16 protein-coding genes are annotated in these 18,126 nt (G+C 54.2%); 7 read left to right on the top strand and 9 right to left on the bottom strand.

Annotation, left to right across the window (positions count from 1 at the left end; translation table 11 throughout):
• Positions 1-34: 34 nt before the first annotated feature.
• From B2U47_RS15930 to B2U47_RS15920, 3 genes are all read right to left on the bottom strand, one after another.
• A complete protein-coding gene (locus tag B2U47_RS15930; protein WP_296674885.1) occupies positions 35-253 on the bottom strand; it encodes a hypothetical protein in 219 nt (72 codons plus the stop codon).
• A 304-nt stretch (positions 254-557) separates the two neighbouring features.
• On the bottom strand, positions 558-1,874 hold the full coding sequence (nhaD, locus tag B2U47_RS15925) for a sodium:proton antiporter NhaD (RefSeq protein ID WP_296674888.1): 1,317 nt from the start codon (positions 1,872-1,874) through the stop codon (positions 558-560).
• A gap of 59 nt (positions 1,875-1,933) precedes the next feature.
• On the bottom strand, positions 1,934-2,086 hold the full coding sequence (locus B2U47_RS15920; RefSeq protein ID WP_296674890.1) for a hypothetical protein: 153 nt from the start codon (positions 2,084-2,086) through the stop codon (positions 1,934-1,936).
• An 81-nt stretch (positions 2,087-2,167) separates the two neighbouring features.
• Between B2U47_RS15920 and B2U47_RS15915 the strand changes: the two genes are divergently transcribed.
• Complete coding sequence (locus B2U47_RS15915; RefSeq protein ID WP_296674893.1) at positions 2,168-2,371, top strand: hypothetical protein; 204 nt, start codon at positions 2,168-2,170, stop codon at positions 2,369-2,371.
• A gap of 96 nt (positions 2,372-2,467) precedes the next feature.
• Here B2U47_RS15915 and B2U47_RS15910 read toward each other — a convergent pair whose 3' ends face one another.
• The 5 genes from B2U47_RS15910 to B2U47_RS15890 all read right to left on the bottom strand — a co-directional run bounded on the left by B2U47_RS15910 (position 2,468) and on the right by B2U47_RS15890 (position 9,745).
• Complete coding sequence (locus B2U47_RS15910) at positions 2,468-3,364, bottom strand: DMT family transporter (protein ID WP_296674895.1); 897 nt, start codon at positions 3,362-3,364, stop codon at positions 2,468-2,470.
• A gap of 70 nt (positions 3,365-3,434) precedes the next feature.
• Positions 3,435-6,869 (bottom strand): pyruvate carboxylase, encoded by a 3,435-nt coding sequence (locus B2U47_RS15905; protein ID WP_296674898.1) that lies wholly within the window; start codon positions 6,867-6,869, stop codon positions 3,435-3,437.
• 117 nt (positions 6,870-6,986) lie between these two features.
• A complete protein-coding gene (locus tag B2U47_RS15900) occupies positions 6,987-7,376 on the bottom strand; it encodes a hypothetical protein (RefSeq protein WP_296674901.1) in 390 nt (129 codons plus the stop codon).
• A gap of 18 nt (positions 7,377-7,394) precedes the next feature.
• The gene (locus B2U47_RS15895; RefSeq protein WP_296674903.1) at positions 7,395-9,062 is read right to left on the bottom strand and encodes a vWA domain-containing protein; all 1,668 of its coding nucleotides are present in this window, start codon (positions 9,060-9,062) and stop codon (positions 7,395-7,397) included.
• A 5-nt stretch (positions 9,063-9,067) separates the two neighbouring features.
• Entirely contained in the window at positions 9,068-9,745 is a 678-nt protein-coding gene (locus tag B2U47_RS15890) for a hypothetical protein (RefSeq protein ID WP_296674906.1), read from the bottom strand.
• A gap of 203 nt (positions 9,746-9,948) precedes the next feature.
• On the opposite strand from B2U47_RS15890, the gene gnd reads away from it, so the two are divergent.
• A complete protein-coding gene (gnd, locus tag B2U47_RS15885) occupies positions 9,949-11,388 on the top strand; it encodes a decarboxylating NADP(+)-dependent phosphogluconate dehydrogenase (RefSeq protein WP_296674909.1) in 1,440 nt (479 codons plus the stop codon).
• The gene (gene zwf / locus B2U47_RS15880; RefSeq protein ID WP_296674910.1) at positions 11,385-12,875 is read left to right on the top strand and encodes a glucose-6-phosphate dehydrogenase; all 1,491 of its coding nucleotides are present in this window, start codon (positions 11,385-11,387) and stop codon (positions 12,873-12,875) included. The genes gnd and zwf overlap by 4 nt, the downstream gene beginning before the upstream one ends.
• Before the next feature lie 11 nt (positions 12,876-12,886).
• Here the strand turns inward: zwf and B2U47_RS15875 are convergent, their stop codons facing one another.
• Entirely contained in the window at positions 12,887-13,186 is a 300-nt protein-coding gene (locus B2U47_RS15875) for a YhbY family RNA-binding protein (RefSeq protein ID WP_296674913.1), read from the bottom strand.
• A 46-nt stretch (positions 13,187-13,232) separates the two neighbouring features.
• Between B2U47_RS15875 and rlmE the strand changes: the two genes are divergently transcribed.
• Genes rlmE through glmM form a run of 4 tightly spaced genes read left to right on the top strand, consistent with a single transcriptional unit; the run spans position 13,233 to position 18,064 of the window.
• Positions 13,233-13,853 carry a 23S rRNA (uridine(2552)-2'-O)-methyltransferase RlmE gene (gene rlmE, locus B2U47_RS15870; RefSeq protein WP_296674916.1) on the top strand — a complete coding sequence of 207 codons (621 nt, stop codon included), beginning with the start codon at positions 13,233-13,235 and terminating at the stop codon, positions 13,851-13,853.
• A 58-nt stretch (positions 13,854-13,911) separates the two neighbouring features.
• Positions 13,912-15,840: an ATP-dependent zinc metalloprotease FtsH gene (gene ftsH, locus B2U47_RS15865; RefSeq protein WP_296674919.1), complete on the top strand. Its 1,929-nt coding sequence runs from the start codon at positions 13,912-13,914 to the stop codon at positions 15,838-15,840.
• A gap of 60 nt (positions 15,841-15,900) precedes the next feature.
• On the top strand, positions 15,901-16,710 hold the full coding sequence (gene folP, locus B2U47_RS15860; RefSeq protein WP_296674922.1) for a dihydropteroate synthase: 810 nt from the start codon (positions 15,901-15,903) through the stop codon (positions 16,708-16,710).
• Between the two features lie 19 nt (positions 16,711-16,729).
• Positions 16,730-18,064, top strand: coding sequence for a phosphoglucosamine mutase (gene glmM / locus B2U47_RS15855; RefSeq protein WP_296674925.1), 1,335 nt, complete (start codon positions 16,730-16,732; stop codon positions 18,062-18,064).
• Positions 18,065-18,126: the final 62 nt, after the last annotated feature.

The following is an 18,126-nucleotide window of genomic DNA, read 5'->3' as shown; positions in this document are numbered from 1 at the left end:
CCAAACTTCATTGATTTCCATTAAATGAAGCCTATTATCCACGTGTCACCATAGCTTTGCGCAGCAACTCCAGCCCGCGCTCAGTCTTGCCACCTCCTCGCTCTGCCCGTAGCAAAAAGTGGGGTTCTTGCTGATTCAATGGATTGCTTGGGTCTTGCTTGAGCTTGAGAATATCGGCCCTAATTTCTTCCAATGTCGGATTACCCAACCACTGCTGACGCTCTTCGGTGTAGTTGTGCTTAACAGAGTCCATGCAGCTCCTCAAGCAATTCTGCTTCGTTTAAGTGAAAGGGGGAAGATAGCAGCAGCAAGGCGCATCTCACGCACAAAACCAGCCGGATCAAGGTGCAGCGAAGGTAGCACAGAATCAGGCACTTGGATTATTACCGTTGTCATACGTTATTTCCTCACATGCTGTGACGTCGATGGCTCAGTATAGTAAACGCAAACACATGGTATCCCTACCTCCGTCAGAGAAAATCATCGGGGTCAATGGAACAACCATCCAGATCGTATTCATCAAACACCGGCTTCGCCACGCTATACGGTGGTTCCTGTTACACACCATTAAGCCACAGGTGTACCAAAATGCTGGCGATATAACCCAGCATGATCGCACCTGACCATTTCAAATGAGAATTGAAGGTATACATGCCGCGTGCCTGCCCCATCAGTGCCACCCCGGCAGCCGAGCCGATGGACAGCAGCGAGCCACCGACCCCGGCAGTCAATGTCACCAGCAACCAGCCACCCAGTGACATATCCGGGTGCATGGTCAACACCGCAAACATCACCGGAATATTGTCCACCACCGCTGAAATGATCCCCACCAACACGCCTGCCCACACCGGCCCCATGCCGGTATAGATCACTTCGGAAACCAGCGCCAGATAACCCAGCGCACCCAGCCCGCCAACGCACAACACCACGCCGTAGAAGAACAGCAGCGTATCCCACTCCGCCTTCTGCAACTGGGAAAAAATGTCGAAACGCCCGACCTCAGCCACTTCGTTGTCATTGTCGGGAATATTGTCGGAAATCTTCAGATACCAGCCAAACAATTGCAGGGCCGCCAAACCGGTCATCATCCCCAGCACGGGTGGCAGGTGCAGCGAGTTGTGGAACGTCACCGCCGTCACGATCGTGCCAATAAACAGGGCGAGAATCACCAGTCCGCCGCGCTTGATGGAAACGGTGGCTGTCAACGGATCAGGATGCCCCTTGTCGATGAAGAACGACATGATCAGCGCAGGCACAAACCAGTTCACCAGTGACGGCACGAACAACTCGAAAAACTCCCAGAATTTGACGACACCGGACTGCCACACCATCAGGGTAGTAATGTCGCCGAACGGGCTGAATGCCCCACCCGCATTGGCTGCCACCACCAGATTGACGCACGACATGGCAAGGTATTGCGGGCGGTTGGGGGCAACCGCAATCACCACTGCCGACATCAGCAATGCAGTGGTCAGGTTGTCAGCTATAGAGGAGATGAAAAACGCCAGAATCCCGGTGATCCAGAAAATCCAGTACAGCGAAAAGCCCTTCGACACTAGCCAGGCGCGTAATGCCTCAAAGATGTTGCGCTCTTCCAGCGTACTGATGTAAGTCATCGCCGCCAGCAGGAACAGCAACAACTGGGCGTATTCCAGCAAGTTGTGGTTGAAGATTTCCTGCATTTCCTCAATCTTGCCCACGCTAGCGTAGGCCAAAGCGACCAGTACCCAGATGAGTCCGGCGGCGAACATGACAGGCTTGGACTTACGCAAATGGAAGCGTTCTTCCAGTATCACAAGCGTGTAGGCGGCAAAAAAGATCAGCAGCGCGATAATGCCGTAGCCTGAGCCGGTAAAGCTGGCAATCTCAGTCATGGTAGTTCCTTATGGGCGTTTCAAGAAGTTAGCATCATGCGCAAAATAATTTCCGTGCGTCATTGAGGCAAGTCATTGTTTTGGCGCTTTTCTGATGCGATGCAGCGTTCCGGCGTACTCATCAGGTCACGTTTATTCGCCGCTGCCCAGAAGCTGGGGTCGTTGAAATCGACTTTTTGTATCAGTTTGGCGTGCAGCTTGCCCAGTGTCATGCAATATGCATTACGTTGTTGCGCTTTCTGAAAAATCGGTGATCCCTACCCATTATTTTCTCCATGATGATTGGTGGTGACGTGACTACCGACCAACGCCAACAAATCGCCACCATCATAGGTAGTTTGCTCAAGGATCTTGGCAGTCTTGATCCTGAGTCCCTTCTGGCTGTTGCCGAAGTGAACAAAGCACTTGTCGCTCCACAGGATAAACCCAAAGCCCGTAACTTGTTGGGTAAAGTCTGGAATGGATTGAAAGACACCCTCAGCACAGTCAAACAGTAGTGCGGAAGCAGTTCAGGGGATTCTGGCGACAGGAATGGGGGTGGCAGCGGGGATTAATCAGCGATCGATAACATCATGCCAACACCTTCGTGCTGTTCATGTCTCACCCTTCACCAATCCTGCTATGGGTAAACGTGCTTGCCCCAGCATCACCAGCAACCCGGCGGCAATGATAATCCCGATCCCTGCCATCGCCAGCAACGTCAGGCTTTCATCCCATAACCACCAACCCAATACCGCCGCGAAAATCACCGACGCATAGGTAAACGCCCCCAATTGCCCCGCAGGAGCATGACCATACGCCGCCGTCAACGCCCACTGCGCCAAGGTTGCCAACACCCCCAACAGGAATAACCACAGCAAGGTTTCCCCAGTCAGCGGCAACCACGCTAATGCTGCCGGAATCACCGACAACATACTGGCAAACAAGGCAAAATAAAACACCACCCGCAAAGCTGGCTCCTCGCTCGAACGCATCCGTCGGATACTTACCTTGGTTGAGCCGCCCATCACTGCACCAACCAGCCCCAATACCACCGCCAGATTGAAAACTGCCTCCTCCTGAAACGGGTTCAGCACCAACAGCACCCCGGCAAACCCCAAGCCAATCGCCACAAAGTTACGCCAGGACAAGCGTTCCCCCACCCAGAAAAACGCCACAATCGGTACGAACAGCGGCATGGTTTGCTTCAACAACGCGCTTTGCGCCAAGGGCAGATGCCCCCAAGCATAGAACATGCAGCTCATGGCGGTGACGCCCAGCAGCGAGCGCAAAAAATGCAGGTGCAAGCAATCGGTTTTCACTGCCCGCAGCCCACTGCGCCACAACCACGGCAACAGCAGCAACAGCGCAAACGCATTGCGGAAAAACACGGTTTGTTCCGTCGAGACCACGCCGTTCAGGTGTTTAATCACCATCCCCGCGCTCACCAGAAAAAATTCGGATGCTAAAATCAGCAACGCGCCGTAAGCTAGGCCGGATAGTGGCAGCATAGCCGTAACCTTCTCCAGTTCCCTCCACCCCTTGCGGGGGGAGGGCGAGGCAGAGAGGGGAGTTTCCCGTTTATTCCATTTCAACCACAAGATCACCTTGTTCAACCAGTTCCCCGGCTTTCAGGTGAATCGCCCGGATTTTACCCGGCAGTGGTGCAGTGATGGTGGTTTCCATCTTCATCGCTTCGATAACGAACAACGGAGTGTTCTGCTCCACTTCGTCACCGACCTTGGCCATGATCGTAGACAGCTTGCCTTGCAGCGATGTGCCGATTTCCTTGTCCCCCACCGCCTTGCGGTTGGTTGCCTTGGTCGGTTTGACGGAAAGGTCACGTACCTGCACGGAACGGATTTGCCCGTTGAAGTCAAAGGTAACGGTACACATGCCGTTTTCATCGGCAGGTGAGCGGTACAGCAGGCGGATGATCAGCACCTTGCCCTTGCCGAGTTCCACCAAGACTTCTTCGTTGAGCTTCAAGCCGTAGAAGAATACCGGGGTTGGCAAATGGCTGAGGCTGCCGTATTCCTGCTGGTGCTTGTAGAAGTCACGGAACACTGCCGGGTACATTTTGTAGGACAGGAAGTCGAGGAAGGTTTGTTCAGGGTCAAACTCCTGCTTGAATGCGGCAAATTCGGCATCAAGGTCAACCGGCTTCAGATGGTCGTTGGGGCGACCCGGATACGGCTTTTCACCCTTGAGAATAATGTCGCTCAATGGTTTCGGGAAGCCGCCTGGTACTTGACCCAGACCACCCTTGAACAGATCGATCACGGAATCCGGGAATGCCAGCGATGCACCGCGTTCCATCACATCCTGCTCGGTCAGGCCGTTGGAGGTCATGTAAATCGCCATGTCGCCCACGACCTTGGAAGACGGGGTAACTTTCACGATGTCGCCGAACATGCGGTTGACCACCGCGTAGTTTTCCTTTACTTCCTCGAACTTGTGTTCCAGACCCAGCGCCACCGCTTGCGGACGCAGGTTGGAATACTGACCGCCCGGAATTTCGTGGTTGTAGACTTCCGCCGTACCCGCTTTCAAGCCGGATTCAAACGGATAGTACATTTCGCGCACGTCTTCCCAGTAGTTGGCGTAGTCGTTGAGCGACTTGAGGTTGAACGGCTGTTCACGCGGCTGCCCTTCCATCGCAGCAATCAGCGAGTTCAGGTTGACCTGTGAGGTCAGGCCGGACATGGAACTCATGCAACCATCCACCACGTCAACCCCGGCTTCAATCGCTTTCAGCAAGGTAGCTGACTGGATAGATGCCGTGTCGTGCGTGTGCAGGTGGATCGGGATGTTGACGGCTTCTTTCAATGCGGAAATCAGGGTGGTGGCGGCATACGGTTTCAGCAAGCCTGCCATGTCTTTGACTGCCAGCATGTGGGAACCGGCATCTTCCAGTTGGCGTGCCAGGTCAAGGTAGTATTGCAGGTTGAACTTGTTAGACGGGTCAGTGTTCAGCACGTTGCCGGTGTAGCAGATCGTACCTTCGGCAATCCCGCCGGTACGCTCGCGCACCACCTGGATGGACTTGCGCATCCCTTCGATCCAGTTGAGGGAGTCAAAGATACGGAACACGTCGATACCATTTTCCCACGACTTCTCGATGAAGGCTTCCACCACGTTGTCCGGGTAAGCGGTGTAACCAACCGCGTTCGAGCCACGGAACAGCATCTGGAACAGGATGTTTGGCATCGCTTCGCGCAGCAGTTGCAGACGTTCCCACGGGCATTCGTGCAGGAAACGCATCGCCACGTCAAAGGTTGCCCCGCCCCACAATTCCAGCGAGAACATTTGCGGGTGGTTCTTGGCGAAACCTTCTGCCACTTTCAGCATGTCTTCGGTACGCACACGGGTAGCCAGCAAGGACTGGTGCGCGTCACGCATGGTAGTGTCGGTATAGAAAATGTTCGGCTGTTCTTTGACCCACTGGCAGAATTTTTCTGCGCCCATTTCGGTCAGCAGGTTTTTGGTACCTTTCGGATAATCGCCCACCTTGTCGAACGCAGGCACGATCGGCTTGCGGAAATGCTTGTGCGGGTCAACGTATTTTACGTCCGGGTTGCCGTTAACGGTGACGTTGCCGATGAATTTCAGCGTCTTGGTTCCCCGGTCAAAGCGCAGCGGGGTATGGAACAGTTCCGGGTGGTTGTCAATAAAGGTGACAGTGCAGTTGCCACTGGTGAAGACCGGGTGTTCCAGCACGTTTTCGAGGAAGCCGATGTTGGTTTTGACCCCACGGATACGGAATTCCTGCAAGCCACGCAAGTTGCGGCGGATGGCACCATCCAGCGTGCGTCCCCACGCGGTTACTTTTACCAGCATGGAGTCAAAGAACGGGGAAATTTTCGCCCCCGGATAAGCTGCACCAGCATCCAGGCGGATACCGAAACCGCCGGTACTGCGGTAAGCGATGATCGTACCGTAGTCAGGTTTAAAGCCGTTTTCCGGATCTTCAGTAGTGATACGGCATTGTACTGCGTAACCATTGCACTGGATGTTGTCCTGACTGATGTTTAGGTCAGCTAGGCTAGCACCGCCAGCAATCAGGATTTGGCTGCGTACAATGTCAATCCCGGTGATTTCTTCGGTGATGGTGTGTTCCACCTGCACCCGTGGGTTGACTTCGATGAAGTAGATGTTTTCATCTTTGTCGACCAGAAATTCAACTGTACCGGCACAGGAATAGTCTACATGGCGGGTGATGGCCAGTGCGTATTTGTAGAGGTTTTCACGGGTTTCATCTTTCAGGCCGGTACTGGGCGCGACTTCCACCACTTTCTGGAAGCGGCGTTGCACGGAACAGTCACGTTCATACAGGTGGACGAGGTTGCCGTGGTTGTCTCCCAAAATCTGGATTTCAATGTGCTTGGGCGAGTCGATGTATTTTTCGAGGAATACGGTGGCGTCGCCGAAGGCTTTCAGGGCTTCGTTGCGGGCGTCGTTATACGCGCCTTCCAGTTGGGAAGAGTCACGCAGTACGCGCATCCCGCGACCGCCACCACCGGCAGCGGCTTTCATCATCAGCGGGTAGCCGATGCGGTCAGCTTCGCGGCGGGCGATTTCTACGGTGTCCAGCGGTTCTTTGCTGTCCTGGATGATTGGCAGGCCAGCGGCAATGGCGTTTTCCTTGGCTGCTACCTTGTCACCCAGCTTTTGCATGGCTTCAGGGGTCGGGCCAACAAAGATGATGCCTTCTTCACGGCAACGGCGAGCCAGCGTCACGTTTTCGGACAGGAAACCATAACCAGGGTGGATAGCATCGGTATGGGTACGCTTGGCAACCTCAATGATGGCCTCAATGTCCAGATAGGGCTTGAGTGGCTCGTCGTCCTTGCCGATCTGATAGGCTTCATCAGCCTTGTAGCGGTGCGGGGAGAAACGGTCTTCGTAAGTGTAGATCGAAACCGTACACAGCTTGAGTTCGGCTGCGGCACGCAGGATACGGATAGCAATTTCGCCACGGTTGGCGACCAGAAGTTTCTTGATGGGCCGGGTCATCGGACTACCTTTAGTCAAAGTGGAACAGGCTGCGGCTAGCTGTGACTTACGGTGCGGTCAAATGCCGCACTTTTGTTGTGACGATAGTTTGCGGGAGAGCGGGGCTGCTGTAAAGCGTTAGGGGAAGCTGATGACTTTCCAGCCGCTAGGTCGGATGCTGCCATCAGATAGCAAAATTTTCTCGCTGGCCTGTATCTGCTCGTAACGTTTGAGGTTGTCTTCACTCATGCGCCCAAATACGGTGCGGAAGATGGTCGCTTTCGTGGGGATGGCATCCAGCTTGCCCAGCATGGCCTTGTCTGTGCCGATGATGATGTTTTTGTAGCGGGTGCGGGCTTGCAGGTTGTTGATCCAGCTTTCCATTGCCGGAAATTGTGGTTTGAGGGCGTAGGAGGTATCTACAACCACAAGCACGTCTGGCTGGTGTTGTTGCAGGTAGAGGTGCGTGCCTGCCCATGCAGCAGCGTGCAGGACGATAAACAGGCCAAAGATTTTCAGGGCTTTCAAGCTGTACCTCCTGCCGGTTTACATTTCAGCATTCAACAGGTTGCCGATGCGGAACGAGGCGGAACCAGTGCTGGATTCGGTGTAAGCACCTTCTGCCCAGCTTGCCATGTCCTTGAGGGCAGGGGAGCTGAGTTCATAAGCAATCGTATGGATGGGTACACCCAGTTGCTCCAGCAGGAGTTTGGCTTCCTCGAAATCGATTCCGGTATTGGTTTCACCGTCGGATAGCACGAAAATGACGGTCTTGTAGTCAGGGTGAGTTTTCTTGAATTCCAGCAACAGGTCAGCCGCTACCAGGGTGGCGCTGTAAGTGGCGGTCTTGCCACCCACGGAAAGCTGTTCCACCGCGCCATTGAACAGCGATTTCTGCTGGACGTTGAACGAGCTGATGGGCAAATCCACGTTGACGGTATCGCTGTAGGACACCAGCCCGATGGCGTTGTTGGCACTGATCAGGTCGGAGGATTCGATCAGGGCTTTTTTCAGGTTTTTGATGCGTTCGCCTTCCATCGAGCCGGAAATGTCGGTGACGAACACAGCAGCAATCGGTTTGCCCCCGGATTTTTTCTGTTTCCACAGTTTTTGTGCCTGGGCAATCACATTGCCGTCAGGAATTTTGTAAGCGTCTTTGTAATCCGGGCTGGTTCCAAACCCGTATTTTTGCAGTACGTCTTGCTGGGTTTTGACGAACTGGGCGAAACGTTTCAGCACTTCCTGTTCTGCCGGGTCGGCTTCACTGGTGGCGTATAGCGGGTTGTCGTGGCGCACACCGAAGGGCACAAACTGGTAGTCTTCCATGCCTTTGGTGCTGAGCCAGGTTTGTTCACTGCCGACGAAACCGTCCAGTACGCCGCTGCCCATCGCCGCATCACGCATTTGCAGGGTATTTTGTGCCACGAATGGCACGCCCAACTGGAAGGCTTCAAATGCGCTGGCAACGTCCGGTGACAGCATCTGGGTCTGATCCCCCTTGGCGAATGCATCCAGTACCGTGATCAGAAAATTCAGCCCGGTGGCTGACTGGTAGGGGTTGGTGTAACCCATCGCAAACGAGCCATTGCTGACATTGGTTAAGAGCTTGGCAACATCCAGCTTGCCATCGGCGCTGATCTGGTCGAGTTTGGATTTGCGGGCAATGATGCCGCCGACACTGGGGGCTGTCACCTCCGCAACGGTGGTGAGCTTGTTGCTACCGCTATTGACCAGATTACCCCACAAAGCGTTAGCAGGGGAGTAGCCTTCAGCGATGTATTGTCCGGTCATGATGAATTGCGCACCCAGCCCTGAATCCAGCTTGCGGATGGTGACAGCAGCTTTTTTGCCATTGTCGAGGGTCTGGCCTTGCTGGTTGAACTTGTCGGCCAACTCCAGGTAGACACCATCCTGACCCTTGCCTGCCTTGTCAGCAGAGGTAAAGATTTCTGCCACTTCAGTGGTGGCATCGTCTTTTATGTCAATCAGCAGCGGGTATTCCGCCAGATCGGGCAACATCGCCAGCAGGTTGGTGGGGGTAAGCTGGATATTGGCACGATACTGGTTTTCATTGTGCGTTGGCTGCACGACGTTTTGCACGATGTCGTGGATTTGGGATTCAATCTTGTTCTGGGTGTCAGTGGTTTCACCGCAACCGGCAAGAACTGTTGCCAACAGGGTAAGGGAAGTCAGGGTGGTGATGCGGTATTTCATGATGACTATTTTCCTGTCTGGTTGGCGGTCTGGGCAAGGCTGACCAGACGTGCCAGTGTGTCCAGCCGTTCAAACTGGCTGATGGAGCGGATATTGGCGACTTCCACGGCGGTTTCATTCAGGGCGGTGAACAGCTTGTCGTTTTCTGCCAGTAGCCCGTTGATGCGTTGCTCCTGTTCCTCATGCAATTCGGACTGGTCAGACTGGCGGCTCAGACCGGCGAGACTGTGCCCGACGGCTACCATGTCGGTGAGGTTCTGGATGACGTGTTCCTGTACACTGCGGGCGGCACTCAGGTAGGTCAGGGGTGCAAATTGCTTGCCGATAAAGCGGGTTTCCACCACTGACTGGTAGTCGTTGAGGATGTCGTTGAGGATGTCAGCCTGCCTGACTCCAGCATTGATCCGCAGGTCGTGGAGGCTTTTGCGGGCGCTTTGCAGCCGATCCAGCAGGGCTGTGTGTTCGCGCAGGTTGCGTTCATGCAGCCAGATGGCTTCGTCCAAATCCTTGTGACCGGTAAGGCGGTACATCAGGGGTACGCTCAGGGCAATCAGCAGCGCAGCAAGGGCATAAGCAGCCAACATCCACCACGGTGGCTGGAACCACCAGGCAAACAGGCCAACCAGCCCGGCGGACAAGGCCAGTGCGACAAGGGTGTAAGCCGCGATGGAGCGGTGAGGCATTGCAGCAGAAATGGGAATTCTCCTTGCACGGTTGCTTATACTGTTACTGTAGCAAAAGGCTGCTCAGGCTACGCTGAAAAAGCATAACCCTTTGTCTGGACAAGCATACGATAAACGTTGGCGGGAAGGGTTAAACATCCGATAAAACCGATGTTATCCTTGTCTTGCCAATCGCCCCACACTAACACCAAAACGAGGTAGGCATGAACACCACACATATTGGTCTGATCGGTCTCGGCGTCATGGGTTCCAACCTGGCACTGAACCTGAGCGATAAAGGCTATTCCCTCAGCGTTTACAACCGCACTTACGCCAACACGGAACAATTCATGCAGGAACAGGCGCAGGGCAGGGCAATCCGGCCTGCGGCAACCTTGCCCGAATTGGTCAGCCAGCTTGGTAGCCCGCGCATCATCCTGTTGATGGTGACGGCAGGTCGGGCGGTGGATGCGGTGATCGAACAATTGCTGCCTTTGCTTGTGCCCGGCGACATCGTTATTGATGGCGGCAATTCTTTCCATAAAGACACAACCCGGCGCTGGCAGCAACTGATTGCCCAAGGCATCCGTTTTGTTGGCATGGGTGTTTCCGGTGGGGAAGAGGGTGCAAGGCATGGGCCTTCGCTGATGCCCGGTGGCAATGCCGAAGCATGGCTTGTTATCCGGGACATGTTCCAGACTGTAGCAGCCCACGTTGACGGTGAGCCGTGCTGCCAGTGGCTGGGCGAAGGTGGCTCCGGTCATTACGTCAAGATGGTGCATAACGGCATCGAGTACGGCGACATGCAACTGATTGCGGAAGCCTGTCACCTGATGCGTCACGCACTGGGGATGGATTACGCCGCAATGGCGGACACCTTCGTGGCGTGGAATGGCGGCAAGCTGGAATCTTACCTGATCGAAATTACCAGCCAACTGCTGCGCCAAAAAGATACGGATGGCAGCCCGCTGGTAGACAAAATCCTCGACCGTGCCGGGCAAAAGGGTACGGGTTTGTGGACGGCGCAAGACGCGCTGGAACACGCCGTTCCTTTGACGCTGATTTCGGAGGCTGTCCATGCGCGGATGCTGTCTGCCCGCAAGGATGAGCGCGTTGCTGCTTCCACCCTGCTGGGCGGTATGGCGGAACCTGTTGAGGCAGGCCAACATCAAGCCTATCTTGATGCCATCCACGATGCGCTTTACGCCGCCAAGCTGGTGTCTTACGCGCAAGGTTTCATGCTGCTGCAAACGGCAGCGGCAGCAAATGGCTGGCATTTGCCTTACGGCGACATCGCCTTGTTGTGGCGGGCAGGTTGCATTATTCGTAGCCGTTTCCTCGCTGACATCAAGGCTAGTTTTGCACGTGATCCCGTGCCACAAAGCCTGTTGCAAGACCCGTTTTTCGCGGAGGAACTGCGACAGGCGGCAAGTGGCTGGCGCAAGGCGGTAACGCTGGCGGTGATGCAGGGTGTACCTGCCCCTGCCTTGTCTTCCGCGCTGGCATTTTACGATGGCTACCGTTGTGCCAACGGTTCGGCAAACATTTTGCAGGCACAGCGTGATTTTTTTGGGGCGCATGGTTATCAGCGGGTGGATCGTGATCCGGCGTTACATTTCCATACCAACTGGAACGGGGATGGTTCTGAGGAGCAACTGCCATGAAGTGCGGTGGAATTTCCCACGCCTACGTCATTTTCGGCGCAACCGGCAACCTTGCCACCCAGAAACTGCTGCCCGCTCTGTACCAGTTGCATTGCATGGGGCATCTGGCGGCGGATGTGGAAATCCTGGGTTGCGGGCGTACTGCCCACTCCCAGGCAAGCTGGCGCGAGGAAGTACGCAAGCAGATGACAAGCGCAGGTTTGGCTGCCAGCCCATGTCTGGATAGTTTTATCCAGCGGCTGGATTACCTGTCCGGCAGCCTCAATGATGCAGCGTTCTATCAGGCTTTAGGAACGTGGATTGGTGGTAATGGTTGTGAAAACAACGTCATTTTCTATCTGTCAGTCAGCCCGGACTTGTATGTGAACGTGACTGAGGGGCTGGCAACGGTAGGTTTGTTGCAGGAGGACAGCGGCTGGCGGCGCATGGTGATCGAAAAGCCGTTTGGGCACGATCTGTCATCTGCCAGTGCCTTGCAGCACAGTCTGGAAGTGCATTTGCGTGAAGAGCAGATTTACCGCATCGACCATTACGTCGGCAAGGAAGCGGTGCAAAACCTGCTGGTGCTGCGTTTCGCCAACCTGATTCTGGAACCATTGTGGAACCGCCATCATATCGACCATATCCAGATTACCCATGCCGAAACGGTGGGTGTGGATGGGCGAGCCAGTTATTACGATAAAAGCGGCGGCGCAGTGCGTGACATGATCCAGAGCCATTTGCTGCAAGTGATGGCCTTGCTGGCGATGGAACCGCCTGTCTCACTGGAAGCCGAAGCCTTGCGTGATGAAAAGGTCAAGGTGCTGAAATCTATCCGCCCGTTGGTTGTGGATAAACTTGCCAGTCATGCCGTTCGGGGGCAATACGCAGGGGGCGACCTCAAGGGTACAAGTGTGCCGGGCTATTTGCAGGAAGAAGGGGTGGTGGCAGGCAGTCATACCGAGACTTACGCAGCATTGAAACTGCACATCGACAACTGGCGCTGGAAGGATGTTCCGTTTTACCTGCGTACCGGCAAGCGTTTGCAAGAACGTCGTTCGATGGTGGCAGTCCGTTTTCGCCAGCCACCCATGCAATTGTTTCATGGCAGTGGCATCGCCCAGCCGCACCCCAACTGGCTGCTGATCGGCATTCAGCCGGAAGATGCCGTGCGTATGGAAATTTCTGCCAAAGTACCGGGGCTGGAAATGCGCACCCGCCAGATTGTGATGGATGCTGCCGTTGCCCACCCCGGTGAGCGCAAGGCTGAAGCCTATGAAGAGTTGCTGCTGGATGTGATCCAGGGCGACCGCTCACTGTTCCTGCGTTACGATGAGGTGAAAGCCGCGTGGAATGTGGTTGACCCGGTGTTGCAGTTCTGGGGTCAGGATGAGCAATTGCCGTTGCAATACCCCGCCGGAAGCTGGGGGCCGAAAGCTGCGGGGCAACTGTTTGGCGACAGCGGGCGCGAATGGCGGCACACGCTGGCTTGCAATGGTGTTGGCTGACGGGAGAGGGTTCAGAAATCCTGTTTGAGGATGTCAGGGCGGTCAGTGTTGCGGCGGTACAGGATGGCGATGTTTCCGATCCGTTGAACCAGTTCGCATTGGCTATCGGCAACGATCTGGGCAATGATTTCATCGCGCAGGTCGCGGTCGCCAACGCTCAATTTCACTTTGATCAATTGATGGTAATCAAGGGCTGAAATGATTTCTTCCAGTATGGTCGGTTTCATACCGTGCTGACCAACCATGACAACTGGCTTGAGATCGTGGGCGCGGGTGCGCAGGCGTTTTTTCTGTGCTTCGGTCAGTTCCATGATACGCTTCCGTAAATTTGCGAAGTGTAATGAGTGATAACGAGGCATGGCAAGAAGCAAAAGCAGCAACCGCTGGTTAGGTGAACATTTCAGCGACGAATATGTCAAAAAGGCACAGCAGGAAGGCTACCGTTCCCGCGCAGTGTACAAGTTGAAAGAGATCCAAGAAAAGGATCATATTCTGCGTCCTGCCATGAAAGTGGTGGATCTGGGGGCTGCTCCCGGAGGATGGAGCCAGTATGCGACCCAAATTCTGGGGAAAAAGGGTCGAATGGTGGCGAGCGACATCCTGCCGATTGATCCTTTGCCGTTTGTCGAGTTTGTGCTGGGCGATTTCCGCGAAGATGCCATTCTGGCGGAAATCCTGCATTTGTTGGGTGATGACAAGGCTGACCTTGTTATTTCCGATATGGCACCCAATATGAGTGGTGTAGATGCCGTTGATCAGCCGCGTGCCATTCATCTGTGTGAACTTGCACTGGATATGGCGCGACAGGTATTAAAGCCGGGTGGGACGTTTCTGGTGAAACTGTTCCAAGGAGACGGGTCGGAAGCGTTTCTGCGGGATGTGCGCAGCAGTTTCAAGGTCGTAAAAGTCAGGAAACCAGCCGCATCAAGACCCCGGAGCCGGGAGGTTTATGTGTTAGCGCAGGGTTTTGTGTTGTAATATTCGCGTAATGGGTGTTACATCGGGAATCACCCCCTGTTGAGAGTGGAGAAATCATTTGAACGATTTAACCAAAAATTTGCTGATCTGGGCTGTTATTGCATTCGTCCTGATTGCAGTGTTCAGCAAATTTAGTGTGCCTGCCCAACCGGCAGCTTCCTTGCCGTATTCGGATTTCCTGACGAATGTCCGCAGCGGCAGTGTCAAGGAAGTTGAAATCAAGGGGCAGAAAATTGTTGGTTTGGATAGCAACAATAGTCGCTTTGTGACTTATAGTCCTCCCAATGATCCCAAGCTGGTGGATGATCTGGTAAGCAATAAAGTCAAGTTTCAGGCAGCCCCGCCGGAAGAGCGTTCCATCTTCTGGGACATCATCATTAGCTGGGTTCCGTTTCTGCTGATCATTGGTTTGTGGATTTACATCATGCGCCAGATGCAAGGCGGTGGCGGTGGTCGTGGGGCGATGTCCTTTGGTAAGAGCCGTGCCCGCATGATGACTGAAGATCAAGTCAAGGTGAATTTCAACGATGTTGCTGGTTGTGATGAAGCCAAGGAAGAAGTGGGTGAACTGGTTGAGTTTCTGCGTGACCCAGGCAAGTTTCAGAAACTGGGTGGCAAGATTCCGCGCGGTGTACTGATGGTTGGTTCGCCGGGTACAGGTAAAACCCTGTTGGCGAAAGCGATTGCGGGTGAGGCAAAAGTACCGTTTTTCAGCATTTCTGGTTCTGATTTCGTCGAAATGTTTGTAGGTGTGGGGGCATCCCGTGTCCGTGACATGTTCGAGCAAGCTAAAAAGCACGCACCATGTATTATTTTCATCGACGAGATTGATGCGGTAGGTCGTCAGCGTGGTGCAGGTCTGGGCGGTGGTCACGATGAGCGTGAGCAGACACTCAACCAGTTGCTGGTTGAAATGGATGGTTTTGAGGGCAGTGAAGGCATTATCGTCATCGCTGCGACCAACCGCCCGGATGTGCTGGATGCCGCGCTGCTGCGTCCTGGTCGTTTCGACCGTCAGGTGGTTGTGCCACTGCCGGATGTACGTGGTCGTGAGCAAATCCTCAAGGTTCACATGCGTAAAGTGCCGTTGGGTGACGACGTGAAGCCATCCCTGATTGCGCGTGGTACACCTGGGTTTTCTGGTGCTGATCTTGCCAATCTGGTCAACGAAGCAGCTTTGTTTGCTGCCCGTGCCAACAAGCGCACTGTGGATATGACTGAATTCGAGAAAGCCAAAGACAAGATCATGATGGGTGCTGAACGCAAGTCAATGGTGATGAAGGAAGAGGAAAAGCTGGCAACAGCTTACCACGAGGCTGGTCATGCTATTGTCGGTTTGAGCGTGCCTGAACACGATCCTGTTTACAAGGTCAGCATCATTCCGCGTGGTCGTGCCTTGGGCGTAACCATGTACCTGCCGGAAGAAGACCGCTACAGTGCCAGCAAGCAGCGTCTGGAGAGTCAGATTTCCAGTCTGTACGGTGGTCGTATTGCCGAAGAGCTTATCTACGGGTTTGAAGGCGTGACTACCGGCGCTTCCAACGACATCGAACGGGCTACCAGCATTGCCCGTAGCATGGTGACGAAATGGGGGCTGTCTGACAGCATGGGGCCATTGGCCTATTCGGAAGACGAAGGGGAAGTGTTCCTTGGTCGTTCTGTGACTCAGCACAAGCACATGTCGGATGAAACTGCCCATGCGATTGATCGGGAAATCCGTGAAGTTATTGACCGTAACTATGACCGAGCCAAACAGATTTTGACCGACAAGTTGGATATTCTCCATGCCATGGCCAAAGCGCTGGTTAAGTATGAAACCATCGACCGTGGACAGGTGGATGCTATCATGCGTGGTGAAGAACCACCGCCGCCAGCCGATTGGAATGATGATGATTCCAGTGGTGGTCGGGGCAGCAAGGTATCTGCTTCCGGTGGCAAAACAGGTTCCGGTGACAATGTTATTGGTGGAGCTGCCAGCTCCCACTGATAGGTTAGCATGAACAAAGGCGCGGGATCCGTTCCGCGCCTTTATTTTTTGGGTGACAGGATGAATTGGCAGGTTGGACACACTGTGCAGGTAATGGGCATCCTGAATGTGACGCCTGATTCCTTTTCGGATGGGGGCAGTTTCCATGCCCGTGATAAAGCCTTGCAGCGTGTCGAACAGATGGTGCAAGAAGGTGCTGACATCATTGATATTGGTGGTGAGTCCACACGCCCAGGTGCAGCAGCCGTGAATGTGGAGCAGGAACTGGAACGGGTAATTCCTGTGATTGAAGCTGTCCGTGCCCGTTTTGATGTGCCTGTGTCTGTCGATACCAGTAAGCAGGAGGTCATGTTTCAGGCAGTCATGTCTGGTGCAAACATGATCAATGATGTGCGTGCCTTACAGGAACCAGGTGCTTTGACAGTGTGTGCCAGTCTGTCAGTACCGATATGCTTGATGCACATGCAAGGCGAGCCGCGTACCATGCAACAGAACCCGCAATATGCGGATGTCGTACAGGATATTTGTCAGTTTTTCGCCGAGCGTATTGCAGTTTGTGAACAGGCAGGTATTGCCCGTAGTCGGCTATTGCTTGATCCGGGGTTCGGTTTTGGTAAAACATTGCAACACAACCTGGATTTGTTGCGTCGGCTCAACAGGCTTGCTGTTTTTGGACTACCTTTGTTGGTCGGTATTTCACGTAAATCCATGATTGGCAGCCTGTTGGGTAATCGGTCTGTTGATGGACGTTTGCATGGCAGTGTAGCTGCTGCGGTGATTGCCGCCATGCAGGGTGCGCGGATTGTGCGGGTGCATGATGTGCAGGCAACCGTGGATGCGATGAAGCTGGTTAATGCTTGGCAAGAATGAACAAGGTGAGGTTTGGGTAATGGCGAGAAAGTATTTTGGTACAGACGGGATTCGCGGCAAGATTGGGCGTTATCCGATGACACCTGATTTCGTCCTGAAGCTGGGTTGGGCAGCAGGTAAGGTGCTGGCAAGCACTGGTCATCCGCTGGTGCTGATTGGCAAAGATACCCGCATTTCCGGCTACATGCTGGAATCTGCCCTGCAAGCCGGGCTGGTGGCAGCCGGGGTCAACATCCGTCTGCTAGGGCCAATGCCAACGCCAGCCGTGGCGTATTTGACCCGGGCGTTCCGTGCGTCTGCCGGAATTGTGATCAGTGCTTCCCACAATCCTTACGATGACAACGGTGTGAAGTTCTTTTCCGGCAAAGGTACCAAGTTGCCGGACTCGATTGAGGAAGAAATTGAGAGCTGGCTCGAAAAAGAGTTCAAAACGGTTTCTTCCGATGAGTTGGGTAAAGTGGAGCGTGCCAAGGACGCTGCTGGTCGTTACATTGAATTCTGCAAGCGGGCGTTACCTAGCGATGTTTCCCTGAAAGGGCTGCGCATTGTGGTAGATTGTGCCAATGGCGCTACTTATCATGTTGCCCCTGATGTGTTACGTGAACTGGGAGCCGAGGTGATTGCGATTGCCAATGACCCGGATGGCCTGAATATTAATGATGAATGTGGTGCAACCCATGTGCAGGGATTGCAGGAAACGGTATCTCGTTACCGTGCGGATGCCGGGATTGCGCTTGATGGTGATGGCGACCGTCTGATCATGGTGGATCAAAAGGGGCAGATGGTCGATGGTGATGAAATCCTCGCTATTATTGCTCATCATCGGCACGCTGACGGCAAATTGCAGGGTGGTGTCGTTGGTACATTGATGAGTAATCTGGGGCTGGAAAAAGCGGTAGAGGCGCTAGGCGTGCCATTTTACCGTGCCAACGTTGGCGATCGTTATGTCATTGAATTAATGGAAAAGCACGACTGTGATCTGGGCGGGGAGTCCTCCGGACATATTATCGTGCGTGATTTCATTACGACCGGAGACGGCATCATTGCAGCCTTGCAAGTGCTGCGTGCCATGCGGGCTACTGGCAAGTCGCTGCATGATTTGAAGCAGGTCATGCTGAAATATCCGCAAACCTTGATCAATGTCCCGACCCGGCAGAAAATTAACCTGAACGAATCCGAATCTATCCAGTCTGTGGTTCGTCAGGTTGAGGAAGTGCTGGGCAGTCGTGGACGTGTGCTGCTGCGTGCTTCAGGCACTGAGCCACTGATCCGGGTCATGGTTGAGGGTGAAGATGCCGTGGAAACCAAGGCATTGGCAGAAACCATTGCTGAAGCAGTACGTACTGCCGCATAAGTGCCTGCCTGCTGTGGAGATTGATTTCCAAGACTCATGCAGGTAATCTTTCGCCCTTGCTT

The sequence above is a fragment of the Thiothrix sp. UBA5583 genome, assembly GCA_002425225.1.
Lineage (GTDB): Bacteria > Pseudomonadota > Gammaproteobacteria > Thiotrichales > Thiotrichaceae > Thiothrix > Thiothrix moscowensis.
Note: the sequence above shows the minus strand (reverse complement) of the source record. Positions and strands in the feature narration are given on the sequence as shown.

Bases quoted from the DNA above. Each gene is read 5' to 3' on its own strand.
- B2U47_RS15930 (WP_296674885.1), bottom strand. From the start codon at position 253: ATGGACTCTGTTAAGCACAACTACACCGAAGAGCGTCAGCAGTGGTTG.
- nhaD (WP_296674888.1), bottom strand. From the start codon at position 1,874: ATGACTGAGATTGCCAGCTTTACCGGCTCAGGCTACGGCATTATCGCG.
- B2U47_RS15920 (WP_296674890.1), bottom strand. From the start codon at position 2,086: ATGACACTGGGCAAGCTGCACGCCAAACTGATACAAAAAGTCGATTTC.
- B2U47_RS15910 (WP_296674895.1), bottom strand. From the start codon at position 3,364: ATGCTGCCACTATCCGGCCTAGCTTACGGCGCGTTGCTGATTTTAGCA.
- B2U47_RS15905 (WP_296674898.1), bottom strand. From the start codon at position 6,869: ATGACCCGGCCCATCAAGAAACTTCTGGTCGCCAACCGTGGCGAAATT.
- B2U47_RS15895 (WP_296674903.1), bottom strand. From the start codon at position 9,062: ATGAAATACCGCATCACCACCCTGACTTCCCTTACCCTGTTGGCAACA.
- B2U47_RS15890 (WP_296674906.1), bottom strand. From the start codon at position 9,745: ATGCCTCACCGCTCCATCGCGGCTTACACCCTTGTCGCACTGGCCTTG.
- gnd (WP_296674909.1), top strand. From the start codon at position 9,949: ATGAACACCACACATATTGGTCTGATCGGTCTCGGCGTCATGGGTTCC.
- zwf (WP_296674910.1), top strand. From the start codon at position 11,385: ATGAAGTGCGGTGGAATTTCCCACGCCTACGTCATTTTCGGCGCAACC.
- B2U47_RS15875 (WP_296674913.1), bottom strand. From the start codon at position 13,186: ATGGAACTGACCGAAGCACAGAAAAAACGCCTGCGCACCCGCGCCCAC.
- rlmE (WP_296674916.1), top strand. From the start codon at position 13,233: ATGGCAAGAAGCAAAAGCAGCAACCGCTGGTTAGGTGAACATTTCAGC.
- folP (WP_296674922.1), top strand. From the start codon at position 15,901: ATGAATTGGCAGGTTGGACACACTGTGCAGGTAATGGGCATCCTGAAT.
- glmM (WP_296674925.1), top strand. From the start codon at position 16,730: ATGGCGAGAAAGTATTTTGGTACAGACGGGATTCGCGGCAAGATTGGG.